At 36.9% G+C, this 16900-nt stretch carries 16 protein-coding genes; 4 read left to right on the top strand and 12 right to left on the bottom strand.

The features are described 5' to 3' along the window. Positions 1 to 81: 81 nt before the first annotated feature. Positions 82 to 2244, bottom strand: a complete 2163-nt coding sequence (locus WBG45_RS07430; protein ID WP_424413366.1) for a putative bifunctional diguanylate cyclase/phosphodiesterase — start codon at positions 2242 to 2244, stop codon at positions 82 to 84. A gap of 259 nt (positions 2245 to 2503) precedes the next feature. After that, positions 2504 to 3526, bottom strand: coding sequence for a S66 family peptidase (locus WBG45_RS07425; RefSeq protein WP_424413365.1), 1023 nt, complete (start codon positions 3524 to 3526; stop codon positions 2504 to 2506). 77 nt (positions 3527 to 3603) lie between these two features. Between WBG45_RS07425 and WBG45_RS07420 the strand changes: the two genes are divergently transcribed. Beyond that, the gene (locus WBG45_RS07420) at positions 3604 to 3972 is read left to right on the top strand and encodes a DUF2500 domain-containing protein (protein ID WP_424413364.1); all 369 of its coding nucleotides are present in this window, start codon (positions 3604 to 3606) and stop codon (positions 3970 to 3972) included. Between the two features lie 47 nt (positions 3973 to 4019). Here the strand turns inward: WBG45_RS07420 and WBG45_RS07415 are convergent, their stop codons facing one another. The 4 genes from WBG45_RS07415 to WBG45_RS07400 all read right to left on the bottom strand — a co-directional run bounded on the left by WBG45_RS07415 (position 4020) and on the right by WBG45_RS07400 (position 7115). After that, a complete protein-coding gene (locus tag WBG45_RS07415) occupies positions 4020 to 4655 on the bottom strand; it encodes an FMN-dependent NADH-azoreductase (protein ID WP_424413363.1) in 636 nt (211 codons plus the stop codon). A 103-nt stretch (positions 4656 to 4758) separates the two neighbouring features. Beyond that, positions 4759 to 5469: a DsbA family oxidoreductase gene (locus WBG45_RS07410; RefSeq protein ID WP_424413361.1), complete on the bottom strand. Its 711-nt coding sequence runs from the start codon at positions 5467 to 5469 to the stop codon at positions 4759 to 4761. A 151-nt stretch (positions 5470 to 5620) separates the two neighbouring features. Further along, positions 5621 to 6550: a manganese-dependent inorganic pyrophosphatase gene (locus WBG45_RS07405; protein ID WP_424413359.1), complete on the bottom strand. Its 930-nt coding sequence runs from the start codon at positions 6548 to 6550 to the stop codon at positions 5621 to 5623. A 127-nt stretch (positions 6551 to 6677) separates the two neighbouring features. Further along, entirely contained in the window at positions 6678 to 7115 is a 438-nt protein-coding gene (locus WBG45_RS07400) for an RrF2 family transcriptional regulator (protein WP_424413357.1), read from the bottom strand. 152 nt (positions 7116 to 7267) lie between these two features. Here WBG45_RS07400 and hmpA point away from each other — a divergent pair, with 152 nt between their 5' ends. Next, on the top strand, positions 7268 to 8452 hold the full coding sequence (gene hmpA, locus WBG45_RS07395) for an NO-inducible flavohemoprotein (RefSeq protein WP_424413355.1): 1185 nt from the start codon (positions 7268 to 7270) through the stop codon (positions 8450 to 8452). Between the two features lie 12 nt (positions 8453 to 8464). Here hmpA and WBG45_RS07390 read toward each other — a convergent pair whose 3' ends face one another. Together WBG45_RS07390 and WBG45_RS07385 are read right to left on the bottom strand one after the other, a co-directional pair. After that, a complete protein-coding gene (locus WBG45_RS07390; RefSeq protein WP_424413353.1) occupies positions 8465 to 9265 on the bottom strand; it encodes an alpha/beta fold hydrolase in 801 nt (266 codons plus the stop codon). 78 nt (positions 9266 to 9343) lie between these two features. After that, positions 9344 to 10135: a GNAT family N-acetyltransferase gene (locus WBG45_RS07385; protein WP_424413351.1), complete on the bottom strand. Its 792-nt coding sequence runs from the start codon at positions 10133 to 10135 to the stop codon at positions 9344 to 9346. Between the two features lie 222 nt (positions 10136 to 10357). Here WBG45_RS07385 and WBG45_RS07380 point away from each other — a divergent pair, with 222 nt between their 5' ends. After that, complete coding sequence (locus WBG45_RS07380) at positions 10358 to 11155, top strand: GNAT family N-acetyltransferase (RefSeq protein WP_424413349.1); 798 nt, start codon at positions 10358 to 10360, stop codon at positions 11153 to 11155. Positions 11156 to 11194: 39 nt separating this feature from the next. On the opposite strand, the gene arsC is transcribed toward WBG45_RS07380, so the two are convergent. The 4 genes from arsC to WBG45_RS07360 all read right to left on the bottom strand — a co-directional run bounded on the left by arsC (position 11195) and on the right by WBG45_RS07360 (position 14987). Next, positions 11195 to 11614: an arsenate reductase (thioredoxin) gene (gene arsC / locus WBG45_RS07375; protein ID WP_424413347.1), complete on the bottom strand. Its 420-nt coding sequence runs from the start codon at positions 11612 to 11614 to the stop codon at positions 11195 to 11197. Between the two features lie 15 nt (positions 11615 to 11629). Next, the gene (locus WBG45_RS07370) at positions 11630 to 12925 is read right to left on the bottom strand and encodes an arsenic transporter (RefSeq protein WP_424413345.1); all 1296 of its coding nucleotides are present in this window, start codon (positions 12923 to 12925) and stop codon (positions 11630 to 11632) included. Positions 12926 to 12939: 14 nt separating this feature from the next. Continuing rightward, positions 12940 to 13272, bottom strand: a complete 333-nt coding sequence (locus WBG45_RS07365; protein WP_424413343.1) for an ArsR/SmtB family transcription factor — start codon at positions 13270 to 13272, stop codon at positions 12940 to 12942. Positions 13273 to 13844: 572 nt separating this feature from the next. After that, entirely contained in the window at positions 13845 to 14987 is a 1143-nt protein-coding gene (locus tag WBG45_RS07360; protein WP_424413342.1) for a M20 peptidase aminoacylase family protein, read from the bottom strand. Positions 14988 to 15446: 459 nt separating this feature from the next. Here WBG45_RS07360 and WBG45_RS07355 point away from each other — a divergent pair, with 459 nt between their 5' ends. After that, positions 15447 to 16811 carry a DUF2254 domain-containing protein gene (locus tag WBG45_RS07355; RefSeq protein ID WP_424413340.1) on the top strand — a complete coding sequence of 455 codons (1365 nt, stop codon included), beginning with the start codon at positions 15447 to 15449 and terminating at the stop codon, positions 16809 to 16811. The last annotated feature ends 89 nt before the right edge of the window (positions 16812 to 16900 follow it).

The raw sequence follows: 16900 nt of genomic DNA, 5'->3' as shown, positions 1-16900 counted from the left end.
GCGACTGTTTGAGAGTTTCCTCATAATTAGCCCTTTCAAACAAAAAAGGAACTTTCTCTTTAATTAAGAGAAGTTCCTTTTTTAATGCATCCAAATTTGTTTTCGAAGTTCAATTGCCAACTCGGCTACGACAGGACGACTGATTAGGTACCCTTGAACTTTATGCGCACCCATTTCTCTCAATAATTCGAGTTGATCTAGCGTTTCTACACCTTCCATAATTGTAGACATTCCTAGGTTGTTAACGATATCTAATACTCCTTGTAAAATAACCAGTGATTTCTCCCCATCTTGCTCCATTTCCACAATAAATGAACGATCCACTTTCACTTGTTGGATTGGCAACAATTTCAATATCGATAGTGAAGAGTAACCGGTACCAAAGTCATCTAGAGCCGTTTTTACACCCAGATTATTTAATTCAGTTAAGATTTGAGTTGCCAACTCAATATTTTGTACAGCAACAGTTTCAGTAATTTCAAAAACTAAACGTTGAGGTGAGATATTCGTCTCATGAATAATTGATTTCACCTCATATAAAAAATCAGGATGCATCATTTGTTTAACCGAAATATTAATGGCTACCTGAAAATCTTCGTATCCTTCTTCTTCCCATTGTTTCATCTGCGCAGTTACTTTTCGTAAAATCCATCGCCCAACAGGAATGATCAAATCACTTTCTTCCAACAAAGGAATGAATTCTACTGGAGATACTTGCCCAATTATGGGGGAATCCCATCTCAACAATGCTTCATAACTCGTAATTTTTTTCGTAGATAGATTATAAATAGGTTGAAATACCATAAAATATTCTTGATTTGCTAATGCATGTAAAACATTGTTAGCAATCAAACGAACACGCTCATTCTGATTGGCTAGTTCTTGAGAGAAATAGATATAGCGATTTCCACCCTGTTTTTTCGCCTCTTGAACGGCAAAGGTTGCATCCTGCATCATTAAATCCGACCAATCTCCTAATGAAGATTTTCGAATACCTACGCTTAAGGTTACCCAAACGCTTTCAAATGAAGATAACTCTATTGGACTTTCCATTAATTTAACTAAGTTTACTGCAATGGTGCGTATTTCTTCTTCAGAATCAAAAGGTACAAGTAAGACAAATTCATCGCCCCCAACACGGTACAACTCATGTCGACCAGCAAACATTTGAATTTTACGACTCGTTTCAAATAATACTCGGTCACCTAACTGATAACCATTGCGTTCGTTTATTTCTTTGAAACGATCTAAGTTTATAAAAAATAACGTGAATTTTTTAAAGCTGTGTGGGTTTAAATCCTTCGTTAAGTTTTCTTCTAGCATGAATCGATTCGGTAAGTTCGTTAATAAATCCCGTTTTAGTAAATTCTCTTCACGCTTTTCATTTAGTCTTAAGTAAAATAAAATTCCACATAGAACTAGCACTGCAAATACAACAATCAGTGTGTTGCGCCAAAAAAGAGATGCGATTTGATTTTTCATTCTGTTAGTGAAGGAATCTACGACAACTGTCCAATCGCCACTTGTCCGTTGATACATAACATAGTGAGCAGTTTTTTCATCTATTAATATGGACCCTTGTTTGTTTTGTTGTATTTCTTCTAGCACACTTGTAGCCTGCGGACCAATTTTCTCTAATTCAGAATCTGATGTTGAAAAAACTAATTGATTTTCTTTTAATAAAAAAAGTGTCCCTGGCAAATTTGATTCTTTTGATAAAGCCCCCAAAATATTTCCCATATTGACCACACCAGAAAGAACCCCGATCGTTTGATTATTTTTTATAACGGGGATTCTAATCGCTGTAACAAGCTGTGTGGAATCTTGAAAATAAGGAAATAAATCGCTAAAAGCCTTTTCCCCCTGTAAAGCGCTCTCAAATGACTCTATTTGATTCACAGGAAAACGGGTTCCATCACCTGCTAACACTTCTCCTTCGGGCGTAATGAAGCCCAGAGAAGCAAAGAAAGGCATTTTTTCACGTTGTTGACCCAAAAACCGAATAATTTCTTCATCCGATTCAAGAAATTCTATATATGCAGCGATTAATTCTAGCTCCGCAACACGTTCATTTGAAAATTTATTAGTTTCATCAGTAAAGTTCTCTAGTAATGCTTTTGTTTCTTTTTGAACCGTTTCGAGAATAAAACTCTTTGTAGATTTATAATTAAAGATAGTTAATGTAACAACTGTCAATAATATAATGGTTAGCAAAATATATGCTTGGAGCTGTCTAACTGACATGTTGTCACTTCCCGCACTTTAAATTTCCACAATTTGTGTAATATTTTTCTTACACTCTATTTTTCATTGTCGAGGAATGTCGGAAATTAGTCAATGATTGATAGAGAGATATCTCACTATTAATAGGGAGAATATGACTTATTTCCATTTACATTGGACTTTTTTTGATAGGCGAGTTTTTTATAACATTTAATCAACGACAAGTTTTGATTTAAAAAAGCAGTTGCTCTCAATTTTTTGAGAACAACTGCTTTTGCTGTTATATGATTAATTTCATTTTCATTTCGCCTTTTCCATGTGCAACTTTAATCTCTGCATATGCTCCATTTACGAGGGTCATTTGTGGAGGTACATGACCAATATCAGCGCCGTAAACAATCGGTAAATTAATCTCTCCCGCTAACCTTTCCAAGGCATCAAGAGTCGTGAATCCCCCCACTTCTTGACCGGCATCTGTACGGCCAAATAGGAGACCAGAAGCGTTTTCAAACCATCCAGATTGATGCATTTGCATTAATGTTCGGTGGAAATCTGTAGCAGACATTTCACAGTTTTCAAAATACCAAACGAGCGGTTCATCATTTAAATGAGTTTTTTGGAATTCTTTTACGTTCCCATATGGAGTTCCAATCAAATGATGAATGGTGTCCATACACCCACCAAGCAAACGCCCTTTCATTTCTACAGGGGAATTGTTGACAGTTTCCCACTTTGTTTCTGTATCCAAGTTAAAAACATATGGATCTGGTTCTTTCTCATGCGACCATTCTAATTGGTAATGCGAGGAGGATACTTGATTTATCGTAGCCCCTTCTTCTGAAGAAAGCACTTCAAGAAATTTACTGGTCGTTAAATCCCATTCGTCACTTCGTAAATCGACTAAGTTGGTACCGTGTGCAGTAGCTATTCCTGTCTTTAAAGTTAATGCAAACAATAAAGTACTCGTATCTGAATAGCCAAGAACCCATTTTGGTTGTACTTTATCCCATTCAATAAGTGGTAAGATTTCTTGCAATATTTCGCCTCCCCATGGCGGAATAATTGCCTGGAAATCCTGACTTTGAAGCATTGAATTTAATTCAACTGCACGCTTCTCTTTAGTTGACGACGCAGCTTTGTATTGAGTCCACACAGTCACTCCAATTTCAATATTGTATCCCCGATTTACGAATTGTTTTTTACTAAGGTGTATTAAATCGTGTAATTCACTATCCACACCTGAAGAAGGTGCTGTAATTCCGATTGTTTGACCTGTTTGAAGCGCTTTCGGATATTGAATCATTGCCTTCACCCTTTTTTGTAAGATTGAAACTATTTTACATGGTTTTCGTATCATATAATAGAGGAGATGAGAAATATATGGATATAATGGCATTTGGAGGAATGGGTATATTTTTTGTGTTTTTTGTCATCATTTTTACATTAGTTATCGGGACGTTTATTTTTATTGCTGTTAAAGGAATATCTCAATGGTCTAAAAACAATCATTCTCCTGTATTGACTGTACCAGCTGAAGTCGTTGCAAAACGCACAGATACGTCTGGGGGTCATGGAGATTCCTCAGCAAATACTTGGTATTACGTGACATTCCAAGTCGAAAGCGGGGATCGAATGGAGTTAGGTGTTCCTGATAAAGAGTTTGGTTTACTGGCTGAAGAAGATTTAGGAATACTTACGTTTCAAGGAACCCGTTATCAAGGTTTTGAACGCAAGAAAATGGTTGAATAAATGCAAAAAAGGATTGGACACGTTGATGTCCAATCCTTTTTACACTTTTATACAGTTACTGTCGCTAAACGATTTGCCACTGCTTTAACGTCTTCCATTCCGTCAGCAATAATCTGTTCTGCACGGTCTGGATATTGATTGTGCCCTTCAATAATCACTTCTTCAATGTTTGTAATCCCGAAGAAATTCATGATCATGCGGACATAATTAACACTCATTTCAGATGGAGCCATTTCTGGCGTTGAGTATACTCCACCACGAGCGTTCAAAATGATAACTTTCTTATCTGGCACTAATCCAACTGGACCGTTTTCATTATAGCTGAACGTTACACCGGCACGGTAAATATAGTCAATAAACGTTTGAAGTGGTGCTGGAATTGTTTTGTTCCACAATGGGAAGGCGAAAACCACGACATCAGCATCCAAAAAAGCGTCCATTGCTTTGTTTGAAGCTGTTAAAATACGTTGTTCGATATCCGTTAACTGTTCAGCTTGTGCTGATTTAGTCATAGCGTTAAAGAAGTCTTGACCAAAATAAGGCATATCTTCTTTGAAAACATCAAATGTGTTGATGTTTAGGCCAGTTGTTTGTGGTAATTCATTCATAAATACATCGTGCATTTTACTAGAAACTCCTTCTGAAGAAGGACGGTTATTTGCTTTAACAACTAAAATATTCATATATAGAACTCCCTTTTACCCTAATTTTAAATATCTTTAATTCGAGATATATTACAATAATAAAAGAGCATAGTCGATAAGTCAAAGACTATGCTCAGGTAATTCATTCTATTTCACAACTGTCATCTTTGCAGATTCCCACGTTTGTTTGTCCAAGTGTTTGTAATTTTGGCGAAATGCCTTCTTCTTCAGCTACTTTTCTCAATGCTTCTTCAAACGCTTCTGCAGGCTGTGCTCCAGAAACAGCATACTTACGGTTAATAACAAAGAAAGGTACTCCTTGTACACCTAGTGACATGCCTTCTTCGATATCTCTTTTCACTTCAGCTTCAAACGCATTAGAAGTCAAAACTTCTGCAGCTAGTGCACGATCTAATCCAATTTCTTCAATTAAATTCAGCAACACTTCGTGGCGTCCAATTTCTTGTGCTTCAATGAAATATGCTTTTAACAATCGTTCACTTACCTCAGCTGGTTTCCCTTGTGCTTCCGCCCATTTTGCTAAGCGATGTGCATCGAATGTGTTTGCCGGTTTTATGCGGTCAAAATCATATTCGAGACCAACCGTTTGTGCCTGCTGTTTTACAGAAGTAGTCATTTGTTTTGCAGCTTCTGGTGTCGTTTGATACTTTTCAGCAAGCATTTCATATGTCGACTTTTCAGAAATGGCTGGAGAATTAGGATCTAGTTCATACGCTTTAAATTGTACCTCAATGTTTTCAGCTAAGCCTGATGATTGAATCGCTTCTTCTAAGCGACGTTTTCCTATATAACAAAATGGACATACATAGTCCGACCATACTTCGATTTTCATTTTGTTCACCTCAAAGTAATTTTAGAGCGTTGTCATTTATGTCGCAATTTTTTTGCTCGGAGCAAGCTATGATTGCCCTATTTGGCTCGTACCTTTTGTTAATTCCGAAAAGAAAAAGTCGACTCCATAAGGAATCGACCTTTTATTATTTCTATTCACTTAATGCTTCTGTTAAAGCTGGAACTACTTGTTTTTTACGCGATACAACGCCTTTTAACAAAGCTACATTGTTTACGAAAGGAACACCGAATGCTTGGCTAGCTTTCTCTGATTGACTACCTAAAGCTAATGCCACAGAGTCGTTGTTTAAAATATCTGTAACCACGAAAAGGAACATATCTAATCCTTTTTCAGCAATTTTTCGATAAATCAACTCTTCTAGTTCTCCTTGATTCACCATTACTTCGTTTACGTCGACCGCATTAATTTGAGCAATTTCCACTTTGTATTCACCCATACCAAATTCTTTTGCATCAAGTGTCAATAAGTCTTCAAGCGTTTTGCCACTTAAGTCTGCTCCTGCTTTTAACATGGCCAATCCATACTCTAGAGCATCAACTCCTGCAATGGCCTCTAATTCTTTCGCAGCCGCAATGTCTTGCTCGGTACAAGTTGGCGATTTAAATAATAAAGAGTCCGAAATAATAGCAGATAGCATTAATCCTGCAATGTTTGCTGGTATTTCAATTCCATTTTCTTTAAATAGCTTGTTTAGAATGGTCGCTGTACAACCGACAGGTTCAGCACGGAAGTATAATGGATCCGATGTTTCAAAGTTTGCAATTCGGTGATGATCAATAACTTCAATCACTTGGACGTCATCAATATCTTCTACACTTTGCTGTTTCTCGTTGTGATCGACTAAAATGATTTGTTTAACATCATTTGAAGCTTTCTCAATGAACCTAGGCGCTTCAAAACCGAATTTATCTAAAGCAAATGCTGTTTCATTTTGAACTTCTCCTAAACGAACTGCTTCAGCATTCATTCCTAATTGACGTTTCAAATATGCATAAACAATCGCAGAAGAAATCGAATCTGTATCTGGATTTCTATGTCCTACTACATATACTTTTTCCATGAGTATCCTCCAATAATTCAAATATCAGATGTTCAAAAAGTTCTCTAAAAATAGCTGTCAGATCTCTTCGGCTCTTTTCGTTCTTTTTTTGAACACATACACGTTCTCGTTGTTCATTTTAGCATACCTATTTCATAAACAAAATGGCTCCAAGTTGTTCTTTATTTACGAGTAAATCTTCCAAGGTGTATGTGTCAAGAACTGAGAAATACGCTTCGAGCGCCTCACGTAATACGTTTCGAAGTTTACAAACTGGCGTAATGACACATCTGTTCGAGGCACAGTTGAAACATTCAACCAAATAAAAATCATCTTCCGTTTTCCTTACAACTGTTCCGATATTTATTTCAGAAGGAATACTAGCAAGACGGATTCCGCCTCCTCGACCACGAATTGTCTCGATGTAGCCATGTTTGCCTAATTCATATGTGACTTTCATTAAATGATTTTTTGATATGCCATAAGCAGTTGAAATTTCTTGAATAGTTGATAGTTGGGAATTTTCTTTTGCCCCCACGTACATTAACACGCGAAGTGAAAAATCTGTGTACATTGTTAAACGCATAAATTCACCGTACTTTCCATCTCCATTATACCGATTATGTCTTTTCCGTGAAAGAAATGTGTCAGAAAAATTAAAGATGTATTTTATATATTGCTTTAAACAAATGTCAGGCGTATGGTTAAGTTAACAAAAGATAAGAGGAGGAAACAATCATGTTATCCCAGAATTCAATCGATATCGTCAAATCAACAGCACCCATTTTAGCTGATAGAGGTGTAGAAATAACAAGCGTTTTTTACAAAAATTTATTCACTGCTCATCCAGAATTACTCAATATGTTTAATCACGTCAATCAGAAGCAAGGACGTCAACAAACTGCTCTTGCCAACACTGTTTATGCAGCAGCCTTACACATTGATAATTTAGGTGTTCTACTTCCTGCTGTTAAACAGATTGCACAAAAACATCGGTCATTAGGCATAAAAGCTGAACATTACCCGATTGTTGGTGAACATTTGTTAGGGGCGATCAAAGAAGTCTTAGGCGATGCTGCAACAGATGAAATTATTCAAGCTTGGGCGGAAGCATATGGAGTGATTGCCGATGTCTTTATTTCAGTGGAAAATGAGATGTACAAAGCAGCACAGGAACAAGAAAATGGCTTTAGGGAATTCAAAGACTTCAAGATTGTGAACAAAGTTGCTGAAAGTGACATCATCACATCTTTCTACCTGCAACCAGCAGACGGATCTGGAGTACCGACATTCCTTCCTGGCCAATACATTACGGTTCGTCTAACTATTCCTGGTGAAACCTATTTATTCAACCGTCAATATAGTTTGTCACAAGCGCCTAACCAAGATACTTTCCGCATTTCAGTGAAAAAAGAAAACGAAATGAATCCGAATGGAAAAGTTTCAGTGTTCTTGCATGAAACTATTCAAATAGGAGACACACTCGAAGTAAGTGCACCAGCTGGTGATTTCTATATAGACATGGAAAGTACTCGTCCTGTGACTTTGATTAGTGGCGGAGTAGGAATAACACCTATGATGAGTATGTTGGATGCCATCGCTAAACATTCTCCTACGCGTCCAGTCGCTTTCTTACACGGAGCTAGAAATAATGCTTTGCATGCTTTCGATAAAGACGTCCGCAAATTAATGGCGACAATGGAAGACACAACGTATTTAGCGTTATATTCAGACGAAAATCTCTTACTTACAAAAGAACTATTAGCAGAACATGTTCTTTCGAATAGTGATATCTATGTTTGTGGTCCTGTTCCATTTATGAAAGCGATCATCCCGACTCTATATGAACTTGGTTTTGCAGAAGAACATGTTCATTTCGAGTTTTTCGGTCCTGCCGTTTCTTTGGAACCAACACACGTATAAAACAAAGAGCTATCACCCGGTTTGGGTGATAGCTCTTGTACTTTGGATCGTCGTAATAAAGTCAATCGAAAGTTTGTTGAATACATCTGGTTGATCGATGTTACATACATGTCCCGAATCTTTAATCTTAATAAGTTTAAATTCCGCATTACGCTTCACTACCTCTTCTACTGGAGGCATAAACAAGTAATCCTCTACACCCATTAAGAACAAAGTAGGAATGGAATTTGTTTTTATTTGCAATCTCGATAAATATGGGTTAATGAGCTTAGTTAATGAAAACCATTTAATAAACTCTTTTTGACACATCTTTTTCGCTTGGTTCACAAAAACTGAACGCGATTCTTCGTGACGCTTTTTAGGCATGATAATCCAAGCGAATAATTTATAAAGCAACATATACGGAATGAAACGCTTTGTCACGCGGCCTGTCCATAATAATAGTTTTGTTCTGATATCTAGGCGAATGATTGCGCCTCCTAATATGAGAGAAGATACTCGTTCAGGAAAACGTTCTGCCATCGTTTGGGCAACGATTGTTCCGAGCGACATACCAATAACATGTGTGCGTTTTATATTTAATTCATCTAAGACCGTTTTTACTTCATCTGCGATGTGTGCAAATGAATCACCTTTTTTCCAACGTCCACGAGCAGATTTGCCGTGCCCACGAAGGTCGATCAATAAGACATTATGTGCTTTTTTAAACTCTCGTATTTGCTTGTACCAGATGGAAGAACTTCCACCAGCACCATGAACAAAAGATACCCAAGGGGCATCCGGTGATACGATATAGGTTTTATAGTGAAGCATTATGTTCAAACTCCTCTAGCAGTCTGTTTTCTCTATTAAACCACCTGACACCTTGTGGTATCAACAGATTTGACTAGATTAATATGTCCACATGCTCCATTTTCCGATGTCTACGAAGCCTATTCTCTTATAGATAGCACCTGCAGAGGGGTTGTCATAAAACAGACACAACATTTTATTTTCTTCTAATAACTCACGACAGAGCTTCGACATACAGTAAGTTGCTAGTCCTTTTTTCTGATGACTTGGTAAAGTTCCCACACCAACAATCATGGCAGATTGACTGTTTTCGGCAGTGCTAGAGGCCGAACTAATGATTGTACCTTGATCTTTAATAAAATATCCTCGTGCAAGCCCTTTTTCTATAGAAACTTGCTTATTTTCAACACTATAATTACCTTCTGCAAATTCAGGGATAGCTTTCATTAGCCCAATAATATCTCGCGCATCATCAGCTCTAACTTTTTCTAAACGAATTTCAGATGGGATTTTTGGTAGGAATTCTGTTGTTTCACATTTAGCATAGTAAAAAATGCGTGGATTTTTCGGTTGTGCGGTTATGTAAGGCTTTAACTTATTAACCATTTCTTCAATTCCCGACAAATAACTGAACGATGAATCCTTATTAATAATGGATGCAATTCCTTTTGCATCAAAATCTCCTGGTGCATAGATGATGAAGTTTATGTCATATTTTAATAGAACAGCTCTTAGATTTCCTTGTTCATTGAAATCTCCCCAAAGCGTTTGGATAGACGAATGAAAGCCGTGGCCCTCAATGTCTCCAATAATAAAGACATTTTCAGCAGGTTTTTGTGAAACAAAATTCATTGTTTTTTGGCGATCTATTTCTTGTAATTTCCTAATCATATGACAACATCCCCTCTTAGCACTTTAGTCTCTATTATGTCCGAAAAAAATTTTTGTTACTTTATAACGTTATTCCATAATAATTCCATAATTATAACAAATAATACCCATTTTTTTCTTAATTATAGATAAATTACTCTTAAAGTAGTGTATACTACTAAATAAGTGATAGTATTATACCAATTTATAAGCATTTCTTTTGATACAGAAAAGAGGGTATTTATGGTAAAGAAAATGGAGAAAAAGTATATACCTCTAGAATCTTTTTTTACAGAAGTTGCACAAAGTGAAGTCACGCTTACTTACACTGCGATTGAAAATATTGTCGGTCAACCATTACCAAATGCGGCTTATTTAAATAGTAGTTGGTGGAAAAAAACGAAACCACCTGCCACTCACTTTTTAGCTTGGATGAACTCTGATTATACAATAAAAGAAATTGACTTAGGTCGATCTGTCACTTTTATTAAAGAGTCCGACGAAATAAATGTGAACCAGTCTACTTCTAATCCTAAAAATATATTAATTATACGTCCTGTTGATTTAGATGATGCACGTTCCTTCATTCATCTCCAACAAGATATCGATTCAGAATCAGACTTTATGCTGTTCGGCAAAGATGAGCGTAAAATGTCCGTTCAATCCATTCGTAAGAGAATTGGAGAATGGAAAAAATCCGATAACTCCAGAATGTTTGTCGGTATTCTTAACGGAGAGTTTGCTGGTTTTGTCGCTGTAGTTTCTGGCCCATCTCCACGAGCAAGTCACCGGGCTTCTATAGTAATTGGTGTACGTAAAGCCTATTATGGACAAAATGTAGGAACATCGCTAATGAGTAAAGCAGAATCTTGGGCACAAGAAGTTAGCATTTCTCGCTTAGAACTTACAGTAATTGAAAGCAATGAATCCGCTCTCGCTCTTTATAAGAAAATGGGATATACAGTGGAAGGCACTCGAATTAATTCCTTATTCATTAATGGGGAATATGTAAATGAATTGTATATGGGGAAAAATATATAAAAAGCGATGACGTGAACTCACTCACGTCATCGCTTTTGTTTATTTTCCAGTTTTTGAAAACTCTTCAATTCGTGCAGCTATTTCATCACGGACTCTTTGGAACACAGCCCACTTCTCTTCTTCAGTTCCTTCAGCACGAGCAGGATCGTCAAAGCCCCAGTGCCAGCGTGTCACGTGAGGTGGCGTCATTGGACACTTATCGTCTGCATCCCCGCACAATGTAACAACGAAGTCTGCATTATTTAACAGCTCAGAATCAATCATATCCGACGTTTGGTTTCGAATGTCTATACCGACTTCATCCATCGCTTTAATGGCATTTGGATTAAGACCGTGTGCTTCAATACCAGCTGAATATACATCAAACTTGTCACTTAAGTATTTATGACCAAATGCTTCCGCCATCTGAGAGCGACATGAATTGCCTGTGCATAAAAAATAAAAAATTTTCTTTTCCATGAGTAATCATCCTTTTTAGTGAATTATAGTTAACCATAAATAAAGACCAGTTAATGTTATAAACAAAGTTGGAACTGTTAAAATGACACCTATCTTAAAGTAGTAGCCCCATGCAATTTTTACGCCTTTTTGACTTAATACATGCAACCATAATAAAGTCGCAAGAGAACCAATTGGTGTCATTTTCGGACCTAAGTCAGACCCGATAATATTTGCATAAATTAGTGCTTCTCGCATCACACCAGTAGTATTTGTATCTGCAATTGCAAGAGCATCTATCATTACCGTAGGCATATTATTCATAACTGAAGATAAAATAGCTGCGATAAAGCCCATGCCGAGTGTTGCTGAATATAACCCATGACTAGCTGTCCATTCAATCACTTCAGTTAACACTGACGTTAAGCCTACATTTCGAAGTCCATAAACCACGACATACATTCCGATTGAGAAAAAGACAATTGCCCATGGAGCGCCTTTGATGACATTTTTCGTGTGAACAGCTGAGCTTCTACGAGCAATGAATAAGAAGATGAACGCTACACTTGCTGCAATAAAGGATACGGGAATGTTTAATGATTCGCTTAAGAAATAACCAATTAGTAATATGCTAAGTACGTACCATGACACATGGAACATGCGAATATCTTTTAACGCTGCCTTTGGTTCTTTTAACATCTTCTCGTCAAAATGTTTAGGGATTGACTTACCAAAGAATAAATACAGCACTAACATACTTGCTGCAACACTAAATAAATTGGGTACAAACATGCGTGATGCGTATTCAATAAATCCTATACCGAAGAAATCTGCTGAGACAATATTCACTAAGTTACTGATGACAAAAGGAAGTGATGCAGTGTCTGCAATAAATCCTGAAGCCATAATAAACGGTAATATCATCTTATCTTTAAAATCGAGCGCACGTACCATGGCTAGTACAATCGGCGTTAAGATAAGTGCTGCACCATCGTTTGCAAACAACGCAGCTACTGCTGCACCAAGTAACGTGACGAGCAGGAACATGCGCATTCCGCTTCCTTTTGCAAAGCGAGCCATGTGAAGGGCTGCCCATTCAAAGAATCCAATTTCGTCTAAAATTAATGAAATGATGATTAACGCAATGAATGTTAATGTCGCATTCCACACGATTCCTGTTACATCAATTACATCTTGAAAATTTACAACTCCGACAAGAAGAGCAATTGCGGCTCCAGCCATCGCTGACCAGCCAATTGATAATCCTTTAGGTTGCCATATGACAAAGATTAACGTCACAATAAAAACAATACTTGCTAACCATAAATCCATTTTGAAACCTCCGCTTATGCTTCACACATGACTTTTTTTCCTTCTTTAATTAAGTCTTCTACAGTCCGGGTTGGAGCTGGTAGTAAACTGAGTAAATGTATTAGTACCGGATATTGAGGATGTCGAACTTGCAACGACCAAATGGTCCAGCGACCTCGTTTTTCTTCACTTACAATGCCTGCATCTTTTAATTTACGCATATGTTGACTAATTGCTGGTTGTGTCATTTGTAGCAACTCCGTCAGTTCACACACACATAATGACTGATGCATGAGATAGCTTAGAATTCTAAGACGATTTTGATCACCAATGCCTTTTAAATATTGTTCTAGCGCTATGTAATCCATAAGCATCTCCTTATCTAATAATGAACACTTTTATTATATAAGCATTGTCTTATGAATGCAATATGAAATGATGATTGGGTTATTAGAAAATTGAAGCGATATTTCAGTGTATCCCTAAAACCGACATTAAAGTCTGTCCATTGAGCATAAAGAATGACACACAGGTTTCCAGTCCGCTTTGGACGCTTTACCTACTGCACCTTGATCTAGAGAATAAAGAGGCTGGGCTTGTGACTGCGTCATTTCGCCCAGCCTTATTTTTGCAGATCATCTTGCGGCAATTGTGCGTCCTTCGCTCCCTTTCAACCTGAACACTCATAGTTAGGAACGTTTGGATTAATAAAAAATCGAGATTTTCTTTAAGTAGATATTCGGCCGAAGATACAATTACAGCCGAATTCTGCTACTTATTTTGGTTACCGTCCTTTGTTCCCAGCGATCTATTCAATCTAAAGTAACATTCAAATGAGCACCTCATTAACCAAGTCGACTAGTCGTGAAACAACATCCGCGCCGTAAAATTACCAATAATAGTAAGAGGGGGATGTGACTAGGTCACATCCCCCTCTTACTTATTCAGCCTTTTTTTCATCTATTAGTTTAATCGTATTAAGAATGGTTTTAGTTAGAATCTCAATGCCCGTATGGATACTGTCCTGATTGAAGGTCATTTTTGGATGATGGAGTCCTGGAGAGAGACCGCATCCTAGTCCGAGCATTGTCGCTTTAATATTTGGTTTATGTAGGGAGTAAAAATGAAAGTCTTCACCACCTGGAGTCGTAATCCGTGGTTCCAATTTATCGGCACCCAAAACTGTGATAATTGCTCGTTCCATTAGATCATACGCTTCTTCATTCACAATCGCAGCTACTAATCCTTCGTGCATTTTATATTTAATTTTCACATGATAGATGGATTCCACACTACGAAGGACTTCGTTCACTTTAGCCCGAAGAATACGCATTGCTTCATTCGTTTGTGCACGTGCATCTAGTGTAAATGATGCTTTTCCTGGAATGATATTGCCTGTTTCACTACCAGCATGTAACTTGGTCATTTTTACTGAATAAGGGACTAGAGGATCCATTCGAATCCCTTCTAACCCATGAACAATTGCCGCACCTACTTCAATTGCATTTTGACCAAGATGAGGTCGAGCAGCATGGCTATCTTCTCCAATAATTGTTCCTTTTATTAATCCAGCAGCTCCGTGACAAATAGCAGCTGATGCTGTACCGTCTGGAATTTCTTGAATAGGTCGAAGATGAACGCCAAATAAATAGTCCACATCGTCTAAAACGCCTAGGTTAAGCATCTTTAACGCTCCTTGTCCTTTTTCCTCAGCCGGCTGAAAAATCCATTTGAAACGAATATCTTTCGGAAACCCAATTTCTTTCATTCTAAGGATAGAACCTAAGCCTATGGTCATATGAGCATCATGACCACATGAATGATTTGCTTTAAAAACACCGTCTACTTCTTGCCAAAGTGCATCTATATCTGCGCGTATCGCAATACAAGTTGGTCCTTCTCCTATCTCTACAACCAAACCCGTAATGTCATCAAATGTTTGAACGCTGAACCCCTCTTGTTCAATCAGTTTTTTTAAGTAAGCCGTCGTTCCAACTTCTTTCCAACTGATTTCTGGGTGTTCATGTAAATAGGTAAATATCTCATTTAATCTAGACCTGTTTGATTCCTTGCTGTCTTTCATATCTTTCACCTCATGAATATGTTGTTTCTATTACATTATCCTATTTTGAGTGAAAGTATTAGGCTTTTTTTCGGAAATATAAAGTTAACGTGTACAAACCGCAAGAATGAGGGTATGTATCAATAACGTGTACTGTTTATGAACATTCTTTTTTAAAAACATTTTTACTCTGTATTAGGTATGTTAACGAGTTGTTGATATTGACGAACAAATGAAAGAGTATATTTGCGTCTAACTTGCCGCAAGTGAGTGACCAAAAACTATTTGTTTTTCACACTTGTTGGATCGTTATGAACGTCCGGCTAGTGCAAATCTTAGATAAACAACAGTTTAGTTTTACAGAGCATTTTTTAAAGAAGAGCTTGTTTAAGGGGTCTATTTTAAGCAAACAATATGAAAGAAATCTTGATAAAATAACTTCAAATAAAATAATGACTTTTAGAAAGGACATTAAACTCGATGAAAATATACCATCTTGATAAGTATTTAAAAAAATACACAAGAATGTCCGAGAAAGAGCTAGCCCATCAGGTTAAGTCCAACTTATGGTTTACGCCAGTTCTTTACGTCTTTTTTGCCATCATATTAGTAACTTTATCATTAAATGGTGACTTGAATTATGAACTAGGCGATAGAATGAGACCGCATTTCGCCTTAGATTATGATCTAACTCTTTCTCTTTTAAGCATCCTTACTTCAGCAACTTTAACGATTACAATCTTCACATTCAACTTAGTATTAGTTGTTTTCACGACTTTTTCAGGACAATTTTCCCCACGTATACTTAAAAATTTTATTGCGAGCAAAGCGACACAGCGTGTTTTAGGAATATTTACTGGAAGTTTTATCTATGTTCTTTTATCCTTATTCTTCATTAATAAAAGAATCACCGAATATTATTTTGCAGTTCCTCTTACAGCGACTCTTTTAGCCATCTTTTCGATAGCTACTTTTATATTTTTCATTAATCATGCGGTTGCGTGGCTACAAGTGAATCAACTGACGGATGACATGAAAAAGGAAGCATTGGGAATTGTAAATGGAACCTTGAAAAATGAACTCGATATTTATAAAGTGGAAAATTTCAATGATGCAGATGCAGATATTAGAAACGGCAAAGGTATCCAAATTAAAGCTGGTGCACCCGGGTATATTCAACTCGTGGATTTTATATCGATGATTGAAGAAGCTCAAAAAGATGACATTACGATAAAGCTTGAGTATACAATAGGCAGCTATGTGTTTGAAACTACGCCACTTTTGACTTATTGGAAAAAGCATGAAACTTTAATAGACGAAGATAAGTATTTGGCGTTTTTTAGTGTTAGAAAGAAACAGACAGAAGTTCAAGATATTGAATTCAGCATTAATAAACTAGTGGAGGTTGCCATACGAGCTCTTGGCAATTACGATCCCAAAACAGCGACTACCGCTATTTATCAAGTAGGAGAAATACTTGTTTCCATTTCACAAGTCACCAACTTCTCTAATTATTTAGTAGACAATGAGAATAACCTGCGATTAATTTTACAAAAAAGAGATTTTAATCACTATTTGTACAACGGATTAGGTTATATCAGACACTATGCAAAAGATAATGTTATTGTTTCAACAGACATACTAAAAGTTTTAGATTTAATGGCTAAATCGCTACATCCACGAGACTATACATCAGTTTGGGATTTCGCCATACACACGGCAATCGGGTTCGAAAATTTGTTTCTGTTCGAACAAGACAGTCAACAATTTTATTTGGCGTTATTTAACCTAGCCACTACCACCGACAATATAGAAGAGTATGAAAAATTCCTTAAAAAAATTTAAATGAATATGTTTAATTAAGCATAAGAAAAACAGGGCATAGTGCGCCAGGTTCTTTTAAGAAGAGTAACCATAGTAGCCTGTTGATTCCG

Origin of the sequence: Paenisporosarcina sp. (genome assembly GCF_049671445.1) — a bacterium.
Classification (GTDB): Bacteria; Bacillota; Bacilli; order Bacillales_A; family Planococcaceae; genus Paenisporosarcina.
Note: the sequence above shows the minus strand (reverse complement) of the source record. Positions and strands in the feature narration are given on the sequence as shown.

What these genes read in the sequence shown, in the direction of transcription:
- WBG45_RS07370 (WP_424413345.1), bottom strand. Translation starts at nt 12,925, where the DNA reads ATGGATTTATGGTTAGCAAGTATTGTTTTTATTGTGACGTTAATCTTT.
- WBG45_RS07425 (WP_424413365.1), bottom strand. Translation starts at nt 3,526, where the DNA reads ATGATTCAATATCCGAAAGCGCTTCAAACAGGTCAAACAATCGGAATT.
- WBG45_RS07360 (WP_424413342.1), bottom strand. Translation starts at nt 14,987, where the DNA reads ATGAAAGACAGCAAGGAATCAAACAGGTCTAGATTAAATGAGATATTT.
- WBG45_RS07355 (WP_424413340.1), top strand. Translation starts at nt 15,447, where the DNA reads ATGAAAATATACCATCTTGATAAGTATTTAAAAAAATACACAAGAATG.
- WBG45_RS07405 (WP_424413359.1), bottom strand. Translation starts at nt 6,550, where the DNA reads ATGGAAAAAGTATATGTAGTAGGACATAGAAATCCAGATACAGATTCG.
- WBG45_RS07420 (WP_424413364.1), top strand. Translation starts at nt 3,604, where the DNA reads ATGGATATAATGGCATTTGGAGGAATGGGTATATTTTTTGTGTTTTTT.
- WBG45_RS07385 (WP_424413351.1), bottom strand. Translation starts at nt 10,135, where the DNA reads ATGATTAGGAAATTACAAGAAATAGATCGCCAAAAAACAATGAATTTT.
- WBG45_RS07400 (WP_424413357.1), bottom strand. Translation starts at nt 7,115, where the DNA reads ATGCGTTTAACAATGTACACAGATTTTTCACTTCGCGTGTTAATGTAC.
- WBG45_RS07410 (WP_424413361.1), bottom strand. Translation starts at nt 5,469, where the DNA reads ATGAAAATCGAAGTATGGTCGGACTATGTATGTCCATTTTGTTATATA.
- arsC (WP_424413347.1), bottom strand. Translation starts at nt 11,614, where the DNA reads ATGGAAAAGAAAATTTTTTATTTTTTATGCACAGGCAATTCATGTCGC.
- WBG45_RS07365 (WP_424413343.1), bottom strand. Translation starts at nt 13,272, where the DNA reads ATGGATTACATAGCGCTAGAACAATATTTAAAAGGCATTGGTGATCAA.
- WBG45_RS07380 (WP_424413349.1), top strand. Translation starts at nt 10,358, where the DNA reads ATGGTAAAGAAAATGGAGAAAAAGTATATACCTCTAGAATCTTTTTTT.
- hmpA (WP_424413355.1), top strand. Translation starts at nt 7,268, where the DNA reads ATGTTATCCCAGAATTCAATCGATATCGTCAAATCAACAGCACCCATT.
- WBG45_RS07430 (WP_424413366.1), bottom strand. Translation starts at nt 2,244, where the DNA reads ATGTCAGTTAGACAGCTCCAAGCATATATTTTGCTAACCATTATATTA.
- WBG45_RS07415 (WP_424413363.1), bottom strand. Translation starts at nt 4,655, where the DNA reads ATGAATATTTTAGTTGTTAAAGCAAATAACCGTCCTTCTTCAGAAGGA.
- WBG45_RS07390 (WP_424413353.1), bottom strand. Translation starts at nt 9,265, where the DNA reads ATGCTTCACTATAAAACCTATATCGTATCACCGGATGCCCCTTGGGTA.